Annotated in this window: 12 protein-coding genes; 2 read left to right on the top strand and 10 right to left on the bottom strand. The window is 39.8% G+C overall.

All coding sequences use genetic code 11. The annotated features are described in order from the left end of the window. Positions 1-63 precede the first annotated feature (63 nt). The 4 genes from FLEMA_RS0101760 to uxuA form a co-directional block, all read right to left on the bottom strand. Positions 64-1101 (bottom strand): glycoside hydrolase family 43 protein, encoded by a 1038-nt coding sequence (locus FLEMA_RS0101760; RefSeq protein ID WP_026993969.1) that lies wholly within the window; start codon positions 1099-1101, stop codon positions 64-66. Positions 1102-1134: 33 nt separating this feature from the next. Beyond that, entirely contained in the window at positions 1135-1884 is a 750-nt protein-coding gene (locus tag FLEMA_RS0101755; RefSeq protein ID WP_026993968.1) for an SDR family NAD(P)-dependent oxidoreductase, read from the bottom strand. A gap of 201 nt (positions 1885-2085) precedes the next feature. Beyond that, positions 2086-4194 carry an alpha-glucuronidase family glycosyl hydrolase gene (locus FLEMA_RS0101750; RefSeq protein WP_026993967.1) on the bottom strand — a complete coding sequence of 703 codons (2109 nt, stop codon included), beginning with the start codon at positions 4192-4194 and terminating at the stop codon, positions 2086-2088. Positions 4195-4333: 139 nt separating this feature from the next. Continuing rightward, positions 4334-5530, bottom strand: coding sequence for a mannonate dehydratase (uxuA, locus tag FLEMA_RS0101745; protein WP_229359323.1), 1197 nt, complete (start codon positions 5528-5530; stop codon positions 4334-4336). Positions 5531-5837: 307 nt separating this feature from the next. On the opposite strand from uxuA, the gene FLEMA_RS0101740 reads away from it, so the two are divergent. Continuing rightward, positions 5838-6986 (top strand): LacI family DNA-binding transcriptional regulator, encoded by a 1149-nt coding sequence (locus tag FLEMA_RS0101740; protein ID WP_026993965.1) that lies wholly within the window; start codon positions 5838-5840, stop codon positions 6984-6986. A 179-nt stretch (positions 6987-7165) separates the two neighbouring features. Continuing rightward, entirely contained in the window at positions 7166-8272 is a 1107-nt protein-coding gene (locus tag FLEMA_RS0101735; RefSeq protein ID WP_026993964.1) for a Fic family protein, read from the top strand. Positions 8273-8321: 49 nt separating this feature from the next. On the opposite strand, the gene FLEMA_RS0101730 is transcribed toward FLEMA_RS0101735, so the two are convergent. From FLEMA_RS0101730 to FLEMA_RS0101705, 6 genes are all read right to left on the bottom strand, one after another. Then, on the bottom strand, positions 8322-9284 hold the full coding sequence (locus FLEMA_RS0101730; protein WP_026993963.1) for a glycoside hydrolase family 43 protein: 963 nt from the start codon (positions 9282-9284) through the stop codon (positions 8322-8324). Positions 9285-9473: 189 nt separating this feature from the next. Beyond that, on the bottom strand, positions 9474-12632 hold the full coding sequence (locus tag FLEMA_RS67180; RefSeq protein ID WP_044170474.1) for an efflux RND transporter permease subunit: 3159 nt from the start codon (positions 12630-12632) through the stop codon (positions 9474-9476). Positions 12633-12690: 58 nt separating this feature from the next. Beyond that, entirely contained in the window at positions 12691-13821 is a 1131-nt protein-coding gene (locus FLEMA_RS0101720) for an efflux RND transporter periplasmic adaptor subunit (RefSeq protein ID WP_026993962.1), read from the bottom strand. Positions 13822-13844: 23 nt separating this feature from the next. Further along, entirely contained in the window at positions 13845-15224 is a 1380-nt protein-coding gene (locus FLEMA_RS0101715) for a TolC family protein (protein ID WP_229359321.1), read from the bottom strand. Positions 15225-15556: 332 nt separating this feature from the next. After that, complete coding sequence (gene secDF, locus FLEMA_RS0101710; protein ID WP_026993960.1) at positions 15557-18445, bottom strand: protein translocase subunit SecDF; 2889 nt, start codon at positions 18443-18445, stop codon at positions 15557-15559. A 222-nt stretch (positions 18446-18667) separates the two neighbouring features. Beyond that, on the bottom strand, positions 18668-19030 hold the full coding sequence (locus tag FLEMA_RS0101705; RefSeq protein ID WP_044170471.1) for a hypothetical protein: 363 nt from the start codon (positions 19028-19030) through the stop codon (positions 18668-18670). Between the last annotated feature and the right edge of the window lie 13 nt (positions 19031-19043).

Raw genomic sequence — 19043 nt, 5'->3', positions numbered from 1 at the left:
TACAAAAAAACGCAAGCAGGAAAACCTACTTGCGTTGAAAACTACTATCTGTGTGAATGAAATTTATCGATAAGCCGTAATGGTCTGGATTGTACCGTCGGGGTTATACTTCAATTCTGTAACTTTGATATTGCGTAAATGGGTTTTTCCCGAAAGCTGCACATCATGATAAAACAAATACCATTTTCCTTTTATTTCAACAATAGAATGGTGGGTTGTCCAGCCTTCAACAGGGTTTAGCACAACTCCTTTGTAGGTAAAAGGGCCATAAGGGTTGTCGCTAGTGGCATAGCTCACAAAATGGGTGTCGCCCGTAGAATATGACAAATAGTATTTGCCTTTGTATTTGTGCATCCAAGCTCCCTCAAAAAAGCGTTTGGTATTATCGCTTTCCAAAAGAACTTTACCATTTTCATCTAAAATTTGTACATCTTTGGGCTCTTCAGTAAAGCTCTTCATATCGGCCGACAGCTTTGCTACCTTGGGCGAGAAGGCCACTTCGTTAGGGGTTTTTAGTTTTCCATCAGGATTGTAGCTACCTGTAGCCCATCGTTGTAATTGGCCACCCCAAATACCCCCAAAATAAAGATAAAAACTACCATCGCTATCTTTAAATACAGCAGGGTCGATACTAAAACTTCCTTTAATAGGCTCTTTTTCGGCCTTGAAAGGGCCATAGGGCTTTTTGCTGGTAGCTACCCCAATCTTAAAAACATCGTTTTTATCCTTGAGTGGAAAATATAAATAATATGTACCATTTTTATAAGCCGCATCAGGAGCCCATAACTGACGACCAGCCCAAGGAATATCCTTTTTGTCGATAGCAATACCATGATCGGTTACTTTTTCACCAATTTTATCCATAGATAACACATGAATATCACGCATATCGAAGTGGTCGCCGTCTCCATTTTGAGATACCCCCGTTTCTATATCATGTGAAGGATAGATATAAATCTTGCCCTCAAAAACATGAGCTGAGGGGTCGGCCGTAAAAATATGAGAAACCAAAGGTTGTGAAATGGGTTGCTTTTTGGCTTGAGCGTAAACACCCAAACTAAAAACTACCAAGCTAGCAGTAATCAAGGTTGATTTCATCATTTAATGGAGTTAATTTTTTATTTAAAATAGTTTTTAAAAACCAATAGAATTGCCCCCGTCTACAGGCAATGATGCTCCTGTAATATATTTTGCTCCTTCCGAAGCTAGAAACACAGCCGCCAAGCCTATATCTTCGGGTTTTCCAAAATAACCCATCGGAGTACGATCTAAGGCTTTATTCATTCGAGCAGGGTCCGAACTCATGGCGGTTTGCATCATGGCCGTTTCTATAAAACCCGGTGCAATAGCATTGATACGAACATTGTGGGGTGAAAAATCCATGGCTAAGGCTTTTACCAACCCCTCGACACCATGTTTGGATGCCGAATAAGCTGGCACGCGGTCGATACCATAATAGGCGGCCATCGACGAAATCATCAAAATTACTCCCCGTTTGCGGGCAGTCATACGGCTAGCACAAGTGCGGGTTAGTGCAAATACAGCATTGAGATTGGTATGAATAATTCGATTAAACTCTTCGTCTGTTACTTCCAGAGCAGGTTTTTTCATATTGATACCTGCATTATTGACCAAAATATCTATTTCGCCAATGTTATTTTCTATATGTGCTACTAAGCCTTCCAAGTGCTGTAATGCTGTTACATCATTGACAACATAATAGGCGTTTTCGCCCAAAGATGCCACAGCTTCTTGTAAAGCATTTTCTCGTCGACCCGTAATAACAACTTTTGCTCCTGCTTCAATCATACTTGTAGCAATTGCAAATCCAATACCACTACCGCCACCAGTAATCAAGGCAATTTTATTAGCTAAACTAAACATTTTTTGTCGTTTTTAAAGAAGTTTTATGAATTACGATTTATCATATTACCTTATTAATGAGGGTTTTATCGTTCGGAAAAAACTTTTATTTATAGGAATAAGGTTTTGATTTATATGCTATTAGCCAGAAAAGAGTAGCTCTAGCTAATAGAAAAAGGAAAGCCTGAGGTTAAGCAGACAAAAGTTTTTCGACTTTATGGCTTATCTTAACTGATATATCTCTACTATTTTTTTCATTTCAGCTAAGCTTCTGGTAGGTTTTGGATATGGTGCAGGAATAGGCTGGTTGGCGTATTGCTGAAAATACAGCACACAAGCATCTCGCCAATTAAGAGCCTCACGGTGCTGTGCTGCCAAACGGCCATCAACATCGGCAAAAATGGCTGGGTCTATTTGATTGGCCACACTTTTCCACTGTTTTTGCATCCATTCTACCGAGGCAACGCCTTTGTAATAGCGGCTACTAAATTCATCCCAAAGGCTTTTTCCTGTACTCAGCTGCTTTGTCCAAGGCACATGATGAAACCATAATAAATATGGAAGCGGACAAGTATCGGGATTTCCCCATAATTGTTGTACTTCGGGCGAATATAAGCTTAGAGCATTGCTACCAGTAGCAGTACGATTAAATCCTAATCCTAGCGAATCGGCACGGTGATAATAAATGGCCGTCCAGTCGGGTCGGGCACTGCGCTCTAGCCAAGGTTCAGGGCCAAAATGGATATTTTGCCCCATTACATGATGTAGGCCAAGTGGCGTAGTGAAGTCTACATAAATTTCTCTGGATTTCAGCATCACATCTTGAATCACAGTTACCGATTGTGGATGCTGCGTCAATGTCATTTTAATCCATTCTTCAGCAATCTGTTCAGAAGAAAGGGCATGATTCCATGCCAAACGGCCAAAAGCATACCAGTTGGCTTGCGACATTAAATGTCCTGTCCAGTTTCTATCTGAACCCGTATTGGCAACCCCTACGATGGCAGTAAGGGTATGTTTATCAAGACTACCATCAACTACTTTGGCTACTGTCGAGCCTTTGCCTTGTACATAGGTGTCGCTATCGAGGCATTCTTTGAACAAAGGAGCTTCATAAACCAAGTTGGTCGAAAAGCCTAGATATTCCTGTGTTAGTTGAAATTCCATCGCTAGAGGCGTTTTGGGCATAGCACCAAAAAGAGGATGAAACGGCTCACGAGATTGGAAATCTATAGGGCCATTTTTTACTTGTACCATCACATTGTCGGCAAATGTACCATCTAAAGGCTTAAAGTCTTTGTAAGCTTCTTTGAAGCGGTCGCCTTTAGGGTCGGCAGCATATACAAATGCACGCCATATTACAATACCTTGGTGAGGTTTTAAGGCTTCAGCTAGCATATTAGCTCCGTCGGCATGGGTACGGCCAAAATCTTGTGGGCCTGGTTCTCCTTCAGAATTGGCTTTTACCAAATACCCTCCAAAATCAGGAATGAGCTTGTAGATTTCTTGGGTTTTGTTGTTCCACCATGTTCTTATTTCTGGTGCAAGTGGGTCAGAGTTTTTGGTTTTCCCCAAAATTTTAGGAGCGGCAAAATTCAAAGATAAAAACACTTTGATACCATAAGGACGAAATACAGCAGCTAGGGCCTTTACTTTTTGAAGATATTCGTCTGTCAAAAAACGGGCACTTGCATTGACATTATTGAGTACTACAGCATTGATACCAACAGAGGCGTTGGCTCTGGCATAATCAATATAACGTTGATCTATTACTTCGGGCAATTCGTACCATTTCCAAAGCGAAGAACCAGCATAGCCTCTTTCTATTGTGCCAAGGGGGTTGTCCCAGTGATTAAGCATTCGCAAGCGTACCTTGGGGCTATCGGCAATATCAATCTTGCTAATGTCTAGTCCTGTTTGGATACGTCTTAACAGTGCAAAAGCCCCATATAATGCTCCAGAAGGGTTTTTTGACGAAACAACGATATTGTTATTTTGTGTATAAATGGCAAAGCCATCGTCGGCCAAAGCTTGTGTTTTGGCATCTGTTGCCGATACTTTTAGCAGAATCCCTCCTTTTTTATCTTGAATATTCTTGGCAATAGGGATACGCTTGCCCAATAAGCCTTGCAAACTTGTTTGTAGCTCTTTGCTCGCTGTTTGGCTAATGGCATCTTGTTGTTCAGTATAAATAAATTGACTGAATTTTGCATAGGTAGCTCGCTGAGTAGGGTTTTTGATTAAATCAAATTTTAGCCACAAACGATACCCATCGTCAGCCCATGCTGTTGACGAAATAAATAGTAATAGGAAGCTTATTTTTTTTAGCATTATCGTAATAATTATAGGTTTTATCAATCAAAATGGTTCAAAATATCGTCTTATTTCCCTGAATTGGTGAGTCAATTTAATAATGCTAATGTTTGATATTTTAACTAAAAACATCAAAATCATAACGAATCAAATACCCTTACGACATACTTCTCACAATACCCAACTCTAAGCCTCTTAGCTCAGCCAAGCCCTTCAAGCGGCCAATAGCCGAATAGCCTGGATAAGTACGCTTATGGAGGTCGTCGAGCATCTGATGACCGTGGTCGGGACGCATCGGCAAGCTCGGATTAGAATGTCCTGTTTGTTTACGATGTTGTTCTTCTTCCACAAAAGCCTTTACCACTTCGTACATATCTACATCGCCATTGAGGTGAGCTGCTTCGTGAAAATTCAGGGGATTTTCTTCTCGTTTCGTAGTGCGAAGATGAATAAAATGGATTCTGTTGCCAAAGCGTTTTACCATTTTGGGCAAATCGTTGTCGGCACGAACCCCCAACGAACCCGTACAGAAAGTAATACCATTGGCTGTAACATCGCAGGCATCCATGAGTTGTGCTAAGTCATCTTCGGTACTTACAACACGTGGCAAACCCAATAGCGATTTGGGTGGGTCGTCGGGATGAATACAAAGCAAGATGCCTAGTTCTTGGGCAAGTGGTGCAATCTGCTGTATAAAATAATACAAGTTATTGCGTAACTCACTATCGCCAATATGAGCATACTGATCCAATAAACCCTGAAAGGTGTTTAAATCAAAAGCTTCTTCCGAACCAGGCAAACCTAACAAAACAGTATTGGTGAGTTCGGCAATAGCTTCTTTACTCATATTTTCCCATTTAGTTTTGGCCGAAGCCTGTACTTCGGGGGTATAATCAAGCGGAGCATTGGGGCGTTTCAAAATAAACAAATCGAAAAGAGCAAAGTCCTCCCAAACAAACCGCAGCGCCTTTGAGCCATCGGGCATTTCATAACTAATATTGGTACGTGACCAATCCAAAACAGGCATAAAATTATAGCATACCGTTTTGATGCCACAACTAGCCAAATTCCGCAAAGATGTTTTGTAATTTTCTATGTAAAAATCCTTAGTAGGCAGCCCCTTTTTGATGTCTTCATGCACAGGTAGGCTTTCTACAACTAGCCATTCTAAAGGGGTAAAGTTATGATTGTGTTGTTCTATTATTTGGATGCGTTCTTGAATGGCTTCAACCGACCAAACGTCACCAACAGGAATTTGGTGTAAGGCCGAAACTACACCCGTGCATCCAGCTTGCCGAATGTCCATGAGCGAAACAGGGTCATTAGGGCCAAACCATCTCATTGTGTGTATCATACTCAGTAGGGGTATTTTTGAAGAACCAAAGTCTTTTTCTAAGTAAAGTACAAAAAAAAGTCTTTTGGTATCTCAGGGATTAGTAGATAATTATTGGCTATTTAGCTAAAAGTACAGGTATGTTTTTATATTAAACAATGTTTTAATTGATTTATTTCTATAAAAATATCGGATTCGTTTTCGGAAACGTTTTCGATATATACTAAAAGCTAATTTATTTTATGTAAATTGAAGACTGATTAAATATTACCGTAGTGGTACTATAAAAAAGGGGGTTTAGACAATTATTTAAAAAGTTATATTCAAGATGAGTCAATGTATTAAGTGCGGAGCAACCGAAACACTGGTTAAAGCGGGTTTTGTAAGAGGACAACAGCGTTTTTATTGTAAAGCCTGTGAACAATATTTTACGATACAATTACCTCATCAGACCATACAAAAAAAGTCGCACCAAACTACAATCGTAGATATTGCCAAGGCTTTGGGGGTTGCACCATCAACAGTATCAAGAGCCCTGAATAATAGCAAAGAAATTAATGAAGCTACCCGCCAGGAGATTATTCGGGTAGCTCAGGAGCTTGACTATCGCCCCAACCTACTGGCTCAAAGCCTCAATCGTGGAGCTACCAATACAATCGGTGTAGTGATTCCTGATATTCAACGCCCTTTCTTTGCGAGTGTTTTGGCTGGTATTCAGCACGTTGCTAGCAATGCAGGTTATAGAGTAATGATTTGCCAGTCGAACGAATCACATTCTACCGAAACCCTCAATGTACAAGCCCTAATAAGTAGTCAGGTCGATGGTTTGCTCATTAGCCATTCTATCGAAACTACGTCTTTTGAGCATATCAAATTACACCTCAACAGAGGCGTACCTATTGTACATTTTGATAGGGTTTGTTATGAACTTCCAACGGCAAAGGTGATTTTGGATAACTTTCGAGGCTCGTATTTATTGGTCGAGCATCTGATTCTGCAGGGTTGTAAAAGAATTGCCATTTGTGCTGGCCCAAAGGATTTATTGATTAGTAAAGAACGATTCGAGGGGTATGTGGCTGCTTTGGCTGCCTATCATATTCCTTTCGACGAGGCGTTGGTTTATCATATTCATTTCCAAAAAGATGAATCGTTGGTTGCTCTGAATCAATGGATGGCTCTGCCCGAGCCTCCCGATGCCATATTTTCGGTACATCATGGCAATGCCATAGAACTGCTGGTAGCTCTTAAAGAACGCAATGTCAGAATTCCAGAAGATATAGCATTAGTAGGTTTTGGTGATGACCAGATTGCGGCACTTATCGAACCATCGCTGACGGTATTCCATCAGTTTCCGTTCAAAGTGGGTGAAATAGCTGCTAATACCTTGATTAATAATATCATAGAAAAAGATAATTTTACGCCCACCACTATTACAGTACAAGGTGAATTAATAGTTAGAAAATCTTCTCAGTTTTAGGGATTGCTAGATAAAACTGTTTAACCTTTGGTAATTGGTGAATAAAATAGGAAAATATTAACCTATTACCTTAACGTATATTAAAAATACTGATATGATGATGCGGAGAAAAAAAGACATTTTCTCAGTATTTTTGCGGAGAATAATGCGTATATTCACCCTAAAATAGCTATTCTATCATGAGTCTATATATATATCAACGAGCAGGTTGGCCTTTTTTTGAGTGGGACGAAAGCTTGTTATCGCCCTTATTAGGCAAAGTACGGTATTTGCAGGGAAAAATTGCTGGAAGAATGGAAGGTGTGGGTATATCGGTGAGAACAGAAACAACCCTCAAAAATCTTACCGATGATATTCTGAAATCTACAGAAATCGAGGGCGAAGTATTAAACCCTCTTCAAGTGCGTTCGTCTATTGCCCGTAGATTGGGCATTGAAATAGCAGGCTTAGTACCATCAGATAGAAATGTGGATGGTGTAGTAGAAATGATGCTGGATGCTACACAGAAATATACCGATAAGCTAACCAGAGAACGCCTTTGGGGTTGGCAATCGTCGCTGTTTCCTTCAGGCTGGAGTGGTATGTACCAAGTAGTTACAGGCAACTGGCGAGACAATACCAAAGGGCCTATGCAGGTTGTTTCGGGGCCTTTGGGGCGTGAACGTATTCATTATCAAGCTCCAAGTGCTGAGCTAATAGATGACGAAATGAGCCTTTTTTTCAGATGGTTTAATAACGACACCGATACCCTCGACCCTGTTATAAAGGCAGGTATTGCACATCTTTGGTTTGTGACGATTCACCCTTTCGACGATGGCAATGGCCGAATTGCCCGTGCCTTAACAGACATGCAGTTGGCAAGAGCCGAGCAAAATACCCAACGCTATTATAGTATGTCAACACAGATTCGTTTGGAAAGAAAAAGTTATTATGATATTTTAGAAAAAACGCAAAAATCATCTCTTGATATTACCCAATGGTTAGAATGGTTTTTGAGCTGCCTCTATACAGCTTTACAAACCAGTGATGAAATGTTGAGTACGATTTTGCAAAAAGCTCTATTTTGGGAAAAACACAAAGAAACATTGCTCAACGAACGACAACGATTGATGATTATTAAACTACAGGATGGTATTGAAGGGAAATTATCATCATCTAAATGGGCAAAAATGGCCAAATGTTCACAAGACACTGCAGGTCGAGATATTCAGGATTTAATTGAGAAAGGCATACTTCAAAAAGAAGACGCAGGTGGTAGAAGTACTAGTTACTATCTTGTTGTTTAGTTATTGAGTGTTTATTGGTTTCAGCCAATAAACACTCAATTTCATAGGGTTATTTGATTGTGTTCTTTTTAACACCCTCGTTTGTGATAACAACAGGTTTGATAAGTCCGTTTTTATCAAAAAACATTTGGTCAATACACGTTACACGGGCATTTCCGTCGGTCTGGTCGAGGGGTCTTCTATGATATACAATATACCAATCTTTACTTTTGGGGTCATGAATTACAGAATGGTGTCCTGCACCAGTACCAATTTTTGGGTCTTGTTGCAGTATTTTACCGATACGCTTAAATGGGCCAAAAGGCGAGTCTGCTATGGCGTATGCTACACTATAGTTGGGGCCTGTCCAGCCACCTTCCGACCACATAAAATAATATTTGCCATCTTTTTTAAACATAAAAGGGCCTTCGACATAATTTTCTGGCGTAATTTCTTTGAATATCTTACCATCTTCAAAAGGAATAAAACCCGTAAAGTCCTTTTTCAAATGAGCTATATTACAGTGTCTCCAACCGCCATAAATCAAGTAATATTCATCTTTATCTTTAAAAACAAACTGGTCGATAGGCTGTGCCCCGTTATGAAATTTATCAATGAGGGGTTTATTCAAATAATCTTTGAAGGGGCCAGCAGGGTTATCGGCTACAGCTATACCAATACCACCGTATTCATTATCGTTTTGGATATCGTTTGCTCCAAAAAACAAAAAGTATTTTCCATCTTTTTCAATAATAGAAGGAGCCCATACGGCTCTTTTCGCCCATTTTATGGCAGTAGTATCCAAAATTCTTTCGTGCTTAGTCCATGTTACTAAATCTGTAGAAGAAAACGCATCGAAGAAAACTTGCTTATTGTAAGGAGCAGAATATGTAGGATAAATCCAGTATTTTTTTCCAAAAATAATTCCTTCGGGGTCGGCATACCAGCCTTTAAATACAGGATTACCAGCCGTTTGAGCCAAGATAGCCGAAGTATAGAGCAAGAAATAGGTAACGTACAAAAGTTTTTTCATGTTTTGAAATAAGTATTAAAAATTGAGCTAAAATTTAGTAAAAATCTCCCTATTACTAATACTGTTTTGTAGAGAATAAGTAGGTATTGAGATTTTGAAAATATACTTTGTACGATTACTTGGCTACCAAACAAAACCCCGTTGAGTCCAAAAACTCAACGGGGTTGATATAAAAGTATGCTATGGGGCTTATTTTGCCTCGTCGGTAGCTACTGTTTTTGAATGTTGTTTTTTGTTAGCTATTTTTTCAATAACAACAAACAACACTGGTACAATAAAGATAGCCAACGAAGTAGCGGCCATCATACCTCCAAATACTGTCCAGCCTATTGTTTTGCGTGATTCTGCGGCAGCACCACTAGCAAAAGCCAAAGGCAATACCCCAAGAATAAAGGCAAGCGATGTCATAATGATTGGTCGCAAACGCAACTGGACGGCCTCTAAGGTAGCAGCAATTAGTTCCATACCTTTATCGACACGCTCTTTGGCAAATTCTACAATCAAAATAGCATTTTTGGCAGCCAAACCAATCAAGGTAATCAAACCGATTTGGGCATAAATATTGTTTGATAAGTTGGGCAATAATGTCAATGTTAGAATTGAACCAAATGCCCCAACTGGTACTGCAAATAATACCGAGAAAGGAATAGACCAACTTTCGTACAAGGCTGCCAAGAATAAGAATACAAAGACAATCGAAATGGCAAAAATTGCCGTAGTACTATCGCCAGCCTTGATTTCCTCGCGACTCATCCCCGAAAATTCGTATGAATACCCAACAGGTAAAGTACTAGCAGCAACTTCTTGTAAAGCCTGAATAGCTTGACCACTACTAAAGCCTGGCTTTGGCGAACCGTTGATTTCGATAGCACGATATACATTATAGTGCGAAATCAAAGCGGCATTTTCTACTACTTTGGCTTTTACCAAAGCTTTCAAAGGAATCATATTGCCTGCTGTATTGCGTACATAAAACTTCTCGATTCTTTCCAGCGACGAGCGGTAGCTACTATCGGCTTGTACCATTACCCTAAAGTTACGGCCATATAGCGTAAAGTCGTTGACATACGAGCTACCCAGCAACGTAGACAATGTACCAAAGATTTCAGATACCTGAACCCCTTGCTTTTTGGCTTGGTCACGGTCAACATCGATTTGATAACTTGGCGTTCTTGAACTAAAGAACGTATAGGCCATACCTATTTCAGGGCGTTTGTTGAGTTCGGCCAAGAAATTTCGGGCAACCTTCTCAAATTGCTGAATATTGTCGGGGCTAGTGGTTTGTTGCAATTCAAAGGTAAAACCTGCCGTTTGCCCCAAGCCCGGAATAGCAGGAGGAGCAATCGGTAACACCCTAGCTTCTTTAATATCAGCCGTTTTTTTCTTGATCTGTTCTATTACACTTTGTACATGGTGTTCTTTGCCCTCACGATCCGACCAAGGTTTTAGGTTGACAAAGAAAGTACCAACATTGGTTTTGTTTGAGAAACTTACGATGTTCAAGCCTGCAATACCCCCAACTACACGCACCTCTGGGACGGTTTCGAGGCGTTTCATAATAGTTTGAAACAAGGCTACGTTACGGCTTGTAGAAGTAGCTTCGGGCATTTCATACGTTACATACAAACGGCCTTCATCTTCGGTTGGAATAAAGCCAGTAGCTTTGTTTTTGAATAAGAAAAATAAGCCTACAAACAAACAAACCATCATTACCAATACCAAAGGAGTAGCCTTAATCCATTTGGCTACACCACGTGTATAAGCAAAAGAAAGTTTTTCAAAACGAATATTGAACCATACAAAGAACTTCTCTAACCAGTTTTTCTTTTCATCTTTGCCCTTGGTTGGTTTCAACATAATAGAACACAAAGCTGGCGTTAATGAAAGAGCCACAAATGCCGAAAGAATTACCGAAACCGCAATCGTAATTGCAAACTGCTGATACAAACGGCCAACAATACCCGGTACAAAACTTACTGGCACAAATACCGCCGCCAAGATAAGGGCAATGGCAATTACTGGGCCAGAAATATCTTTCATAGCCTTGGCTGTTGCTTCTTTTGGAGTCATCCCGTGTTCGTCCATATTATGCTGAACGGCTTCTACCACTACAATGGCATCATCGACTACAATACCAATGGCCAGTACAAAAGCAAATAACGTAAGGGTGTTAATCGTAAAACCAAAAGGAATAAAGAATATAAACGTACCAATCAACGACACCGGAATAGCTAATATAGGAATAAGCGTAGCACGCCAGTTTTGAAGAAATAAAAATACCACCAATACCACCAAGATAAGGGCTTCAACAAGGGTGTGTATTACCTCTTCGATAGATACCTTTACTACCGATGCCGATTCGAGCGGAACAACGTAATCTAAATCTTTTGGGAAAGTCTTTTTCATTTCTGTTAAAGCTTTCATTACGCCATTGTATGTGTCGAGGGTATTACCACCAGGAGCCAAATAAATAATTACAAAAGCAGCAGGCTTGCCCGAAACAAATGCGTTGACACCATAGTCAAAACGACCCAATTCTACACGAGCTACATCTTTCAAATAAACCACACTTCCTGTAGCAGGCGAAGACCTCACAATAATGTCGTCGAATTGTTCTTTTTTGTTTAACCTACTGTTTGTCAATACACTGTATTCAAAAGCCTGATTGCTTGGCTGAGGATTCCCCCCTACCGTACCTGCGGCTACTTGTAAGTTTTGTTCGGCCAAAGCGGCCGTTACATCGGCAGGGGTCATTCTGAGGTTGGCTAATTTTTCAGGGTTTAACCAAATCCTCATCCCGAAGTCATCAGCTCTTGATACAATATCACCTACACCTTTTACTCTTTGTAGGGCATCTTTTAGGTAAATATTGGCATAGTTACCAATAAATTTGGCATCGTGTGTACCTTGTGGCGAATACAAAGCCAAGGCCATCATGATACTTGGGTTACGTTTACGTACAGTCAAACCAAGACGTTTTACGGCATCGGGCAAAGTCGGCTGAGCTACCGATACACGGTTTTGTACGTCGAGGGCAGCAATATCAACATTAGTACCAATATCAAAAGTTACGTTGATACTACTTTGTCCACTACTGGTACTATTACTCGACATATAGGTCATGCCTGGCGTACCGTTGATTTGGGTTTCGATAGGCGTTGTAGTGGTTTGTTCTACTGTCTGAGCATCGGCACCCGTAAAATTACCAGTTACTGTTACGGTTGGCGGGGTAATATCGGGGTATTGAGCTACAGGTAAAGTGGTAAGTGCTATAACTCCAACTATTACAATTACTATAGATGTAACAATGGCAGTGATAGGTCTTTTTATAAAAACATCAGCTATCATAAGAAATATGTTTTAAGTATTAAAAATAACGAGGTGGCTTGTACCACGATTCATTTACTTACTTTTTGGCAGGTGCAGCCGCTGGAACTTCAGTTATATAAACAGCTCCTTCACGTAAGTTCTGAATACCTTCTACAATAAGGCGTTCTCCTCTTTTTAATCCATTTTTGATAATTACGTTTGTGCCAATGGCAGTTCCTAAATCAACACGTCGTTGGGTTACTTTACTGCTGTCGGTTGGTACATATACAAAAAACTCGCCCAACTGCTCAGAAATAGCTTTGTAAGGAATCAAGACGGCTTCTTTTGACGTTGAAAGTACCCGTACTGTTCCACTCATGCCTGCTCTAAGAAGGTTGTTAGGATTTGGAAATACCAAACGGGTTTTGATAGTACCTGTTTGTGGGTCAACGGCACGGTCAAGAAAAGCTAATTTCCCAACATAAGGATATTTTTCTCCGTTAAAGGCTAGCGTAAAAGTGGAGTCATTACCTGAAGCTTTCTTTTGTAATAAATTAGCAAATTTGAAAATTTCTTTTTGGTCTACATTAAAATCTACCGCCAATTGGTTATCAGTCGAAACAGTATTCAAAAGGGTTTGTCCAGCAGTAACGGCTGTTCCTTTTTTTACTGCCGAAATACCAATTGTACCATCAAAAGGAGCATAAATTTTGGTATAACGCACATTGGTTTGTACACTCCGAATATTGGCTTTTGAGGCTTCTACTTGTCTTTGAGCTGCTTCTAAGGCTGCATCTGCGTTGTCTACCAACTGTTTGGCAACGGCATCGTTTTTGGCTAGTTCATGATAACGATTTGCATCTTTTTGGGCTTTCGCCAAATTTGCTTCTTGTACATTGAGGTTAGCTACAGCTTGGTCGTAGTTGGCTTCATATAGCTGTGTATCAATAGTATATAATAATTGCCCTTTGCGTACACGTGCTCCGTCGCTAAAATGAACCCCCAAAATATAACCACTTACTTGTGGGCGTAGCTCTACCATATCTAAGGCTGTTACGGTAGCAGGGTATTCGTCGTGATACGAAGCATCGGTAATTTTTACTTCTTCAATAGTAACAGGAACGGCCGCTGGGCCTTGTGGAGCTTGACCTGCTTTATTATCTGAGCACGAACTCAATAAAATAAGTCCTAAAAATGCTGTGTATGTTGCTGATTTATGGAATAACATAGTAATTCTTAGAGTTTTAAGTACTAATAATTGAATTGACCTAGAGCTTTTTGTACGTCTACTTTGCTCGACAACACCAAATATAGGGAGTTGTAATAATTGATTCGAGCCGAGCGTAAATCTGTTTCGGAGGTAATAACTTCCAAATAGGTTTTGATACCCGAACGGTACTGTAACTGAACAAGGTCGTATACTTCTTTGGCCAATTCCATATTTTCTTTTTGTGATAAAAATACCGTCAAATTGCTTTTGTAAGTAGCCAAAGCCTGTTGGTATTCGGCATTGATAGATAACTTGAGGCTGGTAATATCCCATTCAAGGCGTTTGAGTTGCCATTCGGCCGAATTGATATTGTTTTTGCGTTTTCCTCCCTGAAAAATAGGTAACGAAAGTGTAATAGCCGCAAAAGAGTTGGGATAATTACGGTTATATAAATCGCCAAAAGAGTTGTTCAAAAAGTTAAGGTTATAAGCCCCGTTGAATGCTACAGTAGGCAAATAACTCCACTTATTATAATTCAAATCGGCTTCACGAAGTCTTTTGAGAGTTTGTAATTGCTGGAACTCGATACGTGAAGGAACATCTGCCTTTTGTGTAGTATCAAGAGCAATTTCTAACTCCATTGCTTCAGGGTTGTATACAATAGTAAGAGGCTCAGCTTCTGGATAACCCATCAACGCCTTCAGGTTTTGAACTCGGGCTTTCAATAACTCTTCGTTGCTTTTTTTGGTAGCAAGGGTATTATTGAGGGCAATCGTTACTCTTTTAAAGTCGATTTTATCGCTTGTTCCTGCATTGTATTGGTTTTTGGCATCTTTCAAGCTTTTTTCCAAACGAATAATATCACCTTCCGATACAGCAATTTGTTGCTGAGTAGCCAACACCGCATAAAAGGCCTTGGCAACGTTGGCCGTCACTGTAATTTTATTATTGGTAACAGTTTGTGATGCTTGTTGTCGAACATCGTTTTGGGTTCTGTTTGCCAACAAAACGTCTCTGTTAAAAATACTTTGCGAAAGACTAAACTGTGCTGCCGAGGTATTATCTACGCCTAACTTGACAGGGTTGCCTGCAATAATACTGGTTTGAACCAAGAAGTTATGCTGCAGGTTGTAGTTGAAGTTGATTTGGGGATACCAATCGGCAAGTTTACTTTTAATGGTATTTTCAACGACCTTCTGGTCAATAATCGATTGTTGGATTTGTGGCTGATGCTTGATGGCATATTGAATAATATTCTCAAGCGTAGCATTGTCCAGGGTTTCGGGTTTGCTCGATGTACTTCCGACAGGAGTTGGGGCGAGCTGATTTTGGGAATAAATGTCCGAAGAAAACCTAAGCAAGCATAGGACTGTAAAAAACAGTTTCGGCAACAATCTTCCGATGTTACGCATATTGTACATGAAATTAGCTGTTAATAAAGTTTAAAAAATGTTCATTTAGGTAAAACATATATCAACAACGCCTTTGAAAAAAGATTCGTTCAACAAAATCTGGCGTTTGAGACGAATTGGTCAATATTGTTGACTAATTTTTGCATAAAATTGATATAATCTTATTTTTTATTAAAATAATTTTACGAACATTGAATAAAAAAATTGGGCAAAAAACAGCAAATAGAGAAGAATAGGTATACTGAGTAGAACTGTAACGTCTATAAAAGGAGCTTCCTCTTAGTGGCTCACTAAGAGGAAATAGCAGGTGCTACAAACCAAACTCCTTAAATATATAGTGGTTATTTTTTCTTTTTTGTACCTAAGTCAATAATGATAGGCGCCGCCACAAAAATGGACGAATAAGCCCCAAAAACTACACCGACAAACATAGCAAACGAAAATCCTCGAAGTACATCGCCACCCAACAAAAGCAATACTGTTACTACCAAAAATACTGTTGTAGCTGTCATAACTGTACGGCTCATGGTATGATTAATAGAGCTATTGATAGTTTTGATGATTAATTCTCTGTCGCTCAGGTCGGCATTTACCCCTATTTCTTCACGAATACGGTCAAAAACTACTACCGTATCGTTAATCGAATAGCCAATTACGGTTAATACTGCTGCAATAAAGATTTGGTCGATTTCGAGTTCAAAACCAAATAACCGCACAATTCCTACCATACCCAAAACAACAAGGGTGTCGTGTGTAAGAGCAATAATACCACCCAATGAGTATTGCCACTTGCGGAAACGAATCAGAATATAAATAAATATAGCAATGAGGGCATATCCTACCGACACAAATGACTGCTTGAGAATATCATCGGCAATAGTTGCCCCAACTTTTGATTCGGAAATAATAATGGGTTTTGCACTAGCAAATTCTTTCAATCCATTTTCTAAAGCTGTTCTTACGATTTGATTAGCTTTAATAGATTCATCCTCAACCAAATACGAAGTTGTAATTTTGAGTTTGGTATCACCATTAAAGGTTTTTACTTCTACACCTTTTTCATCAAAATTATCTTTTAGGGCATCTTTTACGATACCAGCCTCAAGAGGTTTGGCAAATTGTACCACATACGAGCGGCCACCTTTGAAGTCTACCCCAAGGTTAAACCCTCCCTGAATAGTCAGTACAATAGCACCAAGGACAATAAGCCCCCACGAAAAGAAATAAGAAGCCTTTCTTTTACCAATAAAGTCAAAATTCATACCCTTGAAGAGGTCTTTAGAGATAAACGTTTCAAACGTAATTTCGTGTTCTTTGCCTTGCTTAATGGCTCTTTTAGCCATCCAATCTATCAGAATATGTGAAATATAAACAGCCGTAAATACCGATGTTACCAAACCTATACAAAGAGTTACCCCAAAGCCTTTTACCGAGCCTGTTCCAAAAAGAATAAGAATAACACCGATTAGTACAGTAGTTACTTGCCCATCAATAATCGCCGAAAGGGCTTTTTCATACCCTATTTGTATAGACTTCAGAAGCCCATGCCCTCGGTGTAACTCTTCCCGAATACGTTCATTGATAAGTACGTTGGCATCAACAGCCATACCTAAGGTAAGTACAATACCTGCAATACCAGGCAAGGTAAGGGCGGCCTGTATTTGAACAAGGATACCACAAATAAAGAAGATGTTGAAAAGAAGTGCCAAATTGGCCATCCAACCAGCTTTTCCATAATAACCAATCATAAATATCACCACTAAGGCAAGGCCTAGCCCCATGGATAAATACCCTTGATTGATGGCTTCTTCACCTAAAGAAGGCCCAATGAAAGCATCTTCAACGAGTCGTGTTGGAGCAGGTAGTTTACCTGCTTTCAGGACATTGGCCAAGTCTTTGGCTTCTTCAATACTAAACGACCCTGTGATAGATGAACGACCTCCTGGGATTTCGCCATTGATTACTGGAGCTGAATAAACATAATTGTCAAGAACAATAGCAATACGCTTACCAATACTGGCTGCTGTTATATTTTTCCAGATTCTAGCACCTGTTGCATTCATTACCATACTAACCTCTGGGCGGTTGTTAGGGTCAAAATCCTGCGAGGCATCGGTAATAACATCGCCTTCCAATAAAGCTTTTTGACCTTCCGCTTTTTTGACAGCTTCTAGTTGAATAATTTCATCGCCGTTGTCTGCCACAATTCCTTTGGCATACCAAAGCAAAGTAATATTGGAAGGGAATAAAACTTTCACTTCTGGACGGTGCAACAGCTCATTTACTTTGGCTGTATCTTTTCTGAAAGCCCCCCAAGTACGGCCTTGGTTGTCTAAAGGTATCAATAATTTAGTCAAAGCCGACGACTGGGCACTGTCCTTTTTAGTTTTGCCCAATTTATTGGCCAAAGCAGCCGATGAGTCTACAGTTGTGGTATTGTTGTCTTTAAGTTTTTCGGCAGCAGTCAAATATTCATCCAAAGCCGATAAACTCGCACCCCATTCATTGATTTCGGCAACTTCGACAAACTCTAATTTGGCCGAGCCTGATAATAGTTTTCTGGCACGCTCAGGGTTGTCTACTCCTGGTAGCTCAACCTGTATGCGATTAGTACCTGGCAATCGTTGAATATTGGGGTTAGCCACGCCAAATTTATCAATACGAGCTTGAATAATTTTGTAAACACGGTCAACTGCTCCATCTATTTCTTTATTTATTACTTTTTTTACTTGAGTATCCGACGACGACGCATTGAGTTTTTCATGATTTACCGAATTACTGAAGATAGTCGATAAACGTTGTTGAGGAGCAACTTTGGCAAAAGCCTCAAAAAACAAATCACTAAAAGGTTTATTAGAATTAACTTGAGCTTGGCTAGCCAACTGTAAAGCTTTTTCAAAATTGGGGTCGGTACTTTTTCCTGATAAAGCCCTAATAATTTCTACAGATGAAACTTCAATAACAGCATGCAAACCACCCTCTAGGTCAAGTCCTTTTTGAAGAGCATAAGTGGTTACATCTTGTAGGGTATAGCTCCAATATACGGGTTTTCGCCACAACGAATCTATATAACGGGTTTTTCGGCTTGGGTCGAGTTTTCCATCGGCATTAGTAGCATATTCGATAGCTTCTTTACGAATTTGGTTGGCTTTCCAAGTAAATGATAAGAAAAAAAGGCATAAAGCCGAAACAATGCCTGTAAGCCAAATAATGGCGTTTTTATTACGCATAATCCTAAATGATTGTGTTAGTTGGCAAGTAATAGGGCATCAACCCCACAAACAGGCTATAGTACAAAGACATACCTATTGTGGCGTTTTTATGCACTTACTACTAACAAAATGGTGACTAATTGATACAATAGAATAGGGCTATTGTGTAGAAATGACAATAGCAGATTTATGCCTGATTGTTGAAACCAAACAGAGTAATCTCAAGGTGTATCAATACAATCAAGGGGCATTCATCGAGATAAACTGCTCGAAAAGTATAGCGTGAAGTGGAAATGTAGTGGTAAAGGTAGATTCAAATAGCGAAAAAGAAATGGCTGCCCAACGCTGAAAATGGCTAAGGAAACTCACTTCTATTTGTGAAAGAAATTCAATATTGAGGGAATTGAATTGAATTTCATCGACAGCACGGTATTCGCCAAATACTTGATGAACATGTGGCTTTGCTGGCTCAACAGTTGTATGTTTGGCTACAACAAAGTGAGTTTGCTTAATCGGTAGGCTTTTACCCAATACCGAAAATAGCAATATTTGGCACATCAATAATGTGCTAAATACACGAGTTATGGGCTTAATGTTTTGCATACCGAACCACAAA

Origin of the sequence: Flectobacillus major DSM 103, from assembly GCF_000427405.1 — a bacterium.
In the GTDB taxonomy this organism is placed as follows: Bacteria; Bacteroidota; Bacteroidia; order Cytophagales; family Spirosomataceae; genus Flectobacillus; species Flectobacillus major.
Note: the sequence above shows the minus strand (reverse complement) of the source record. Positions and strands in the feature narration are given on the sequence as shown.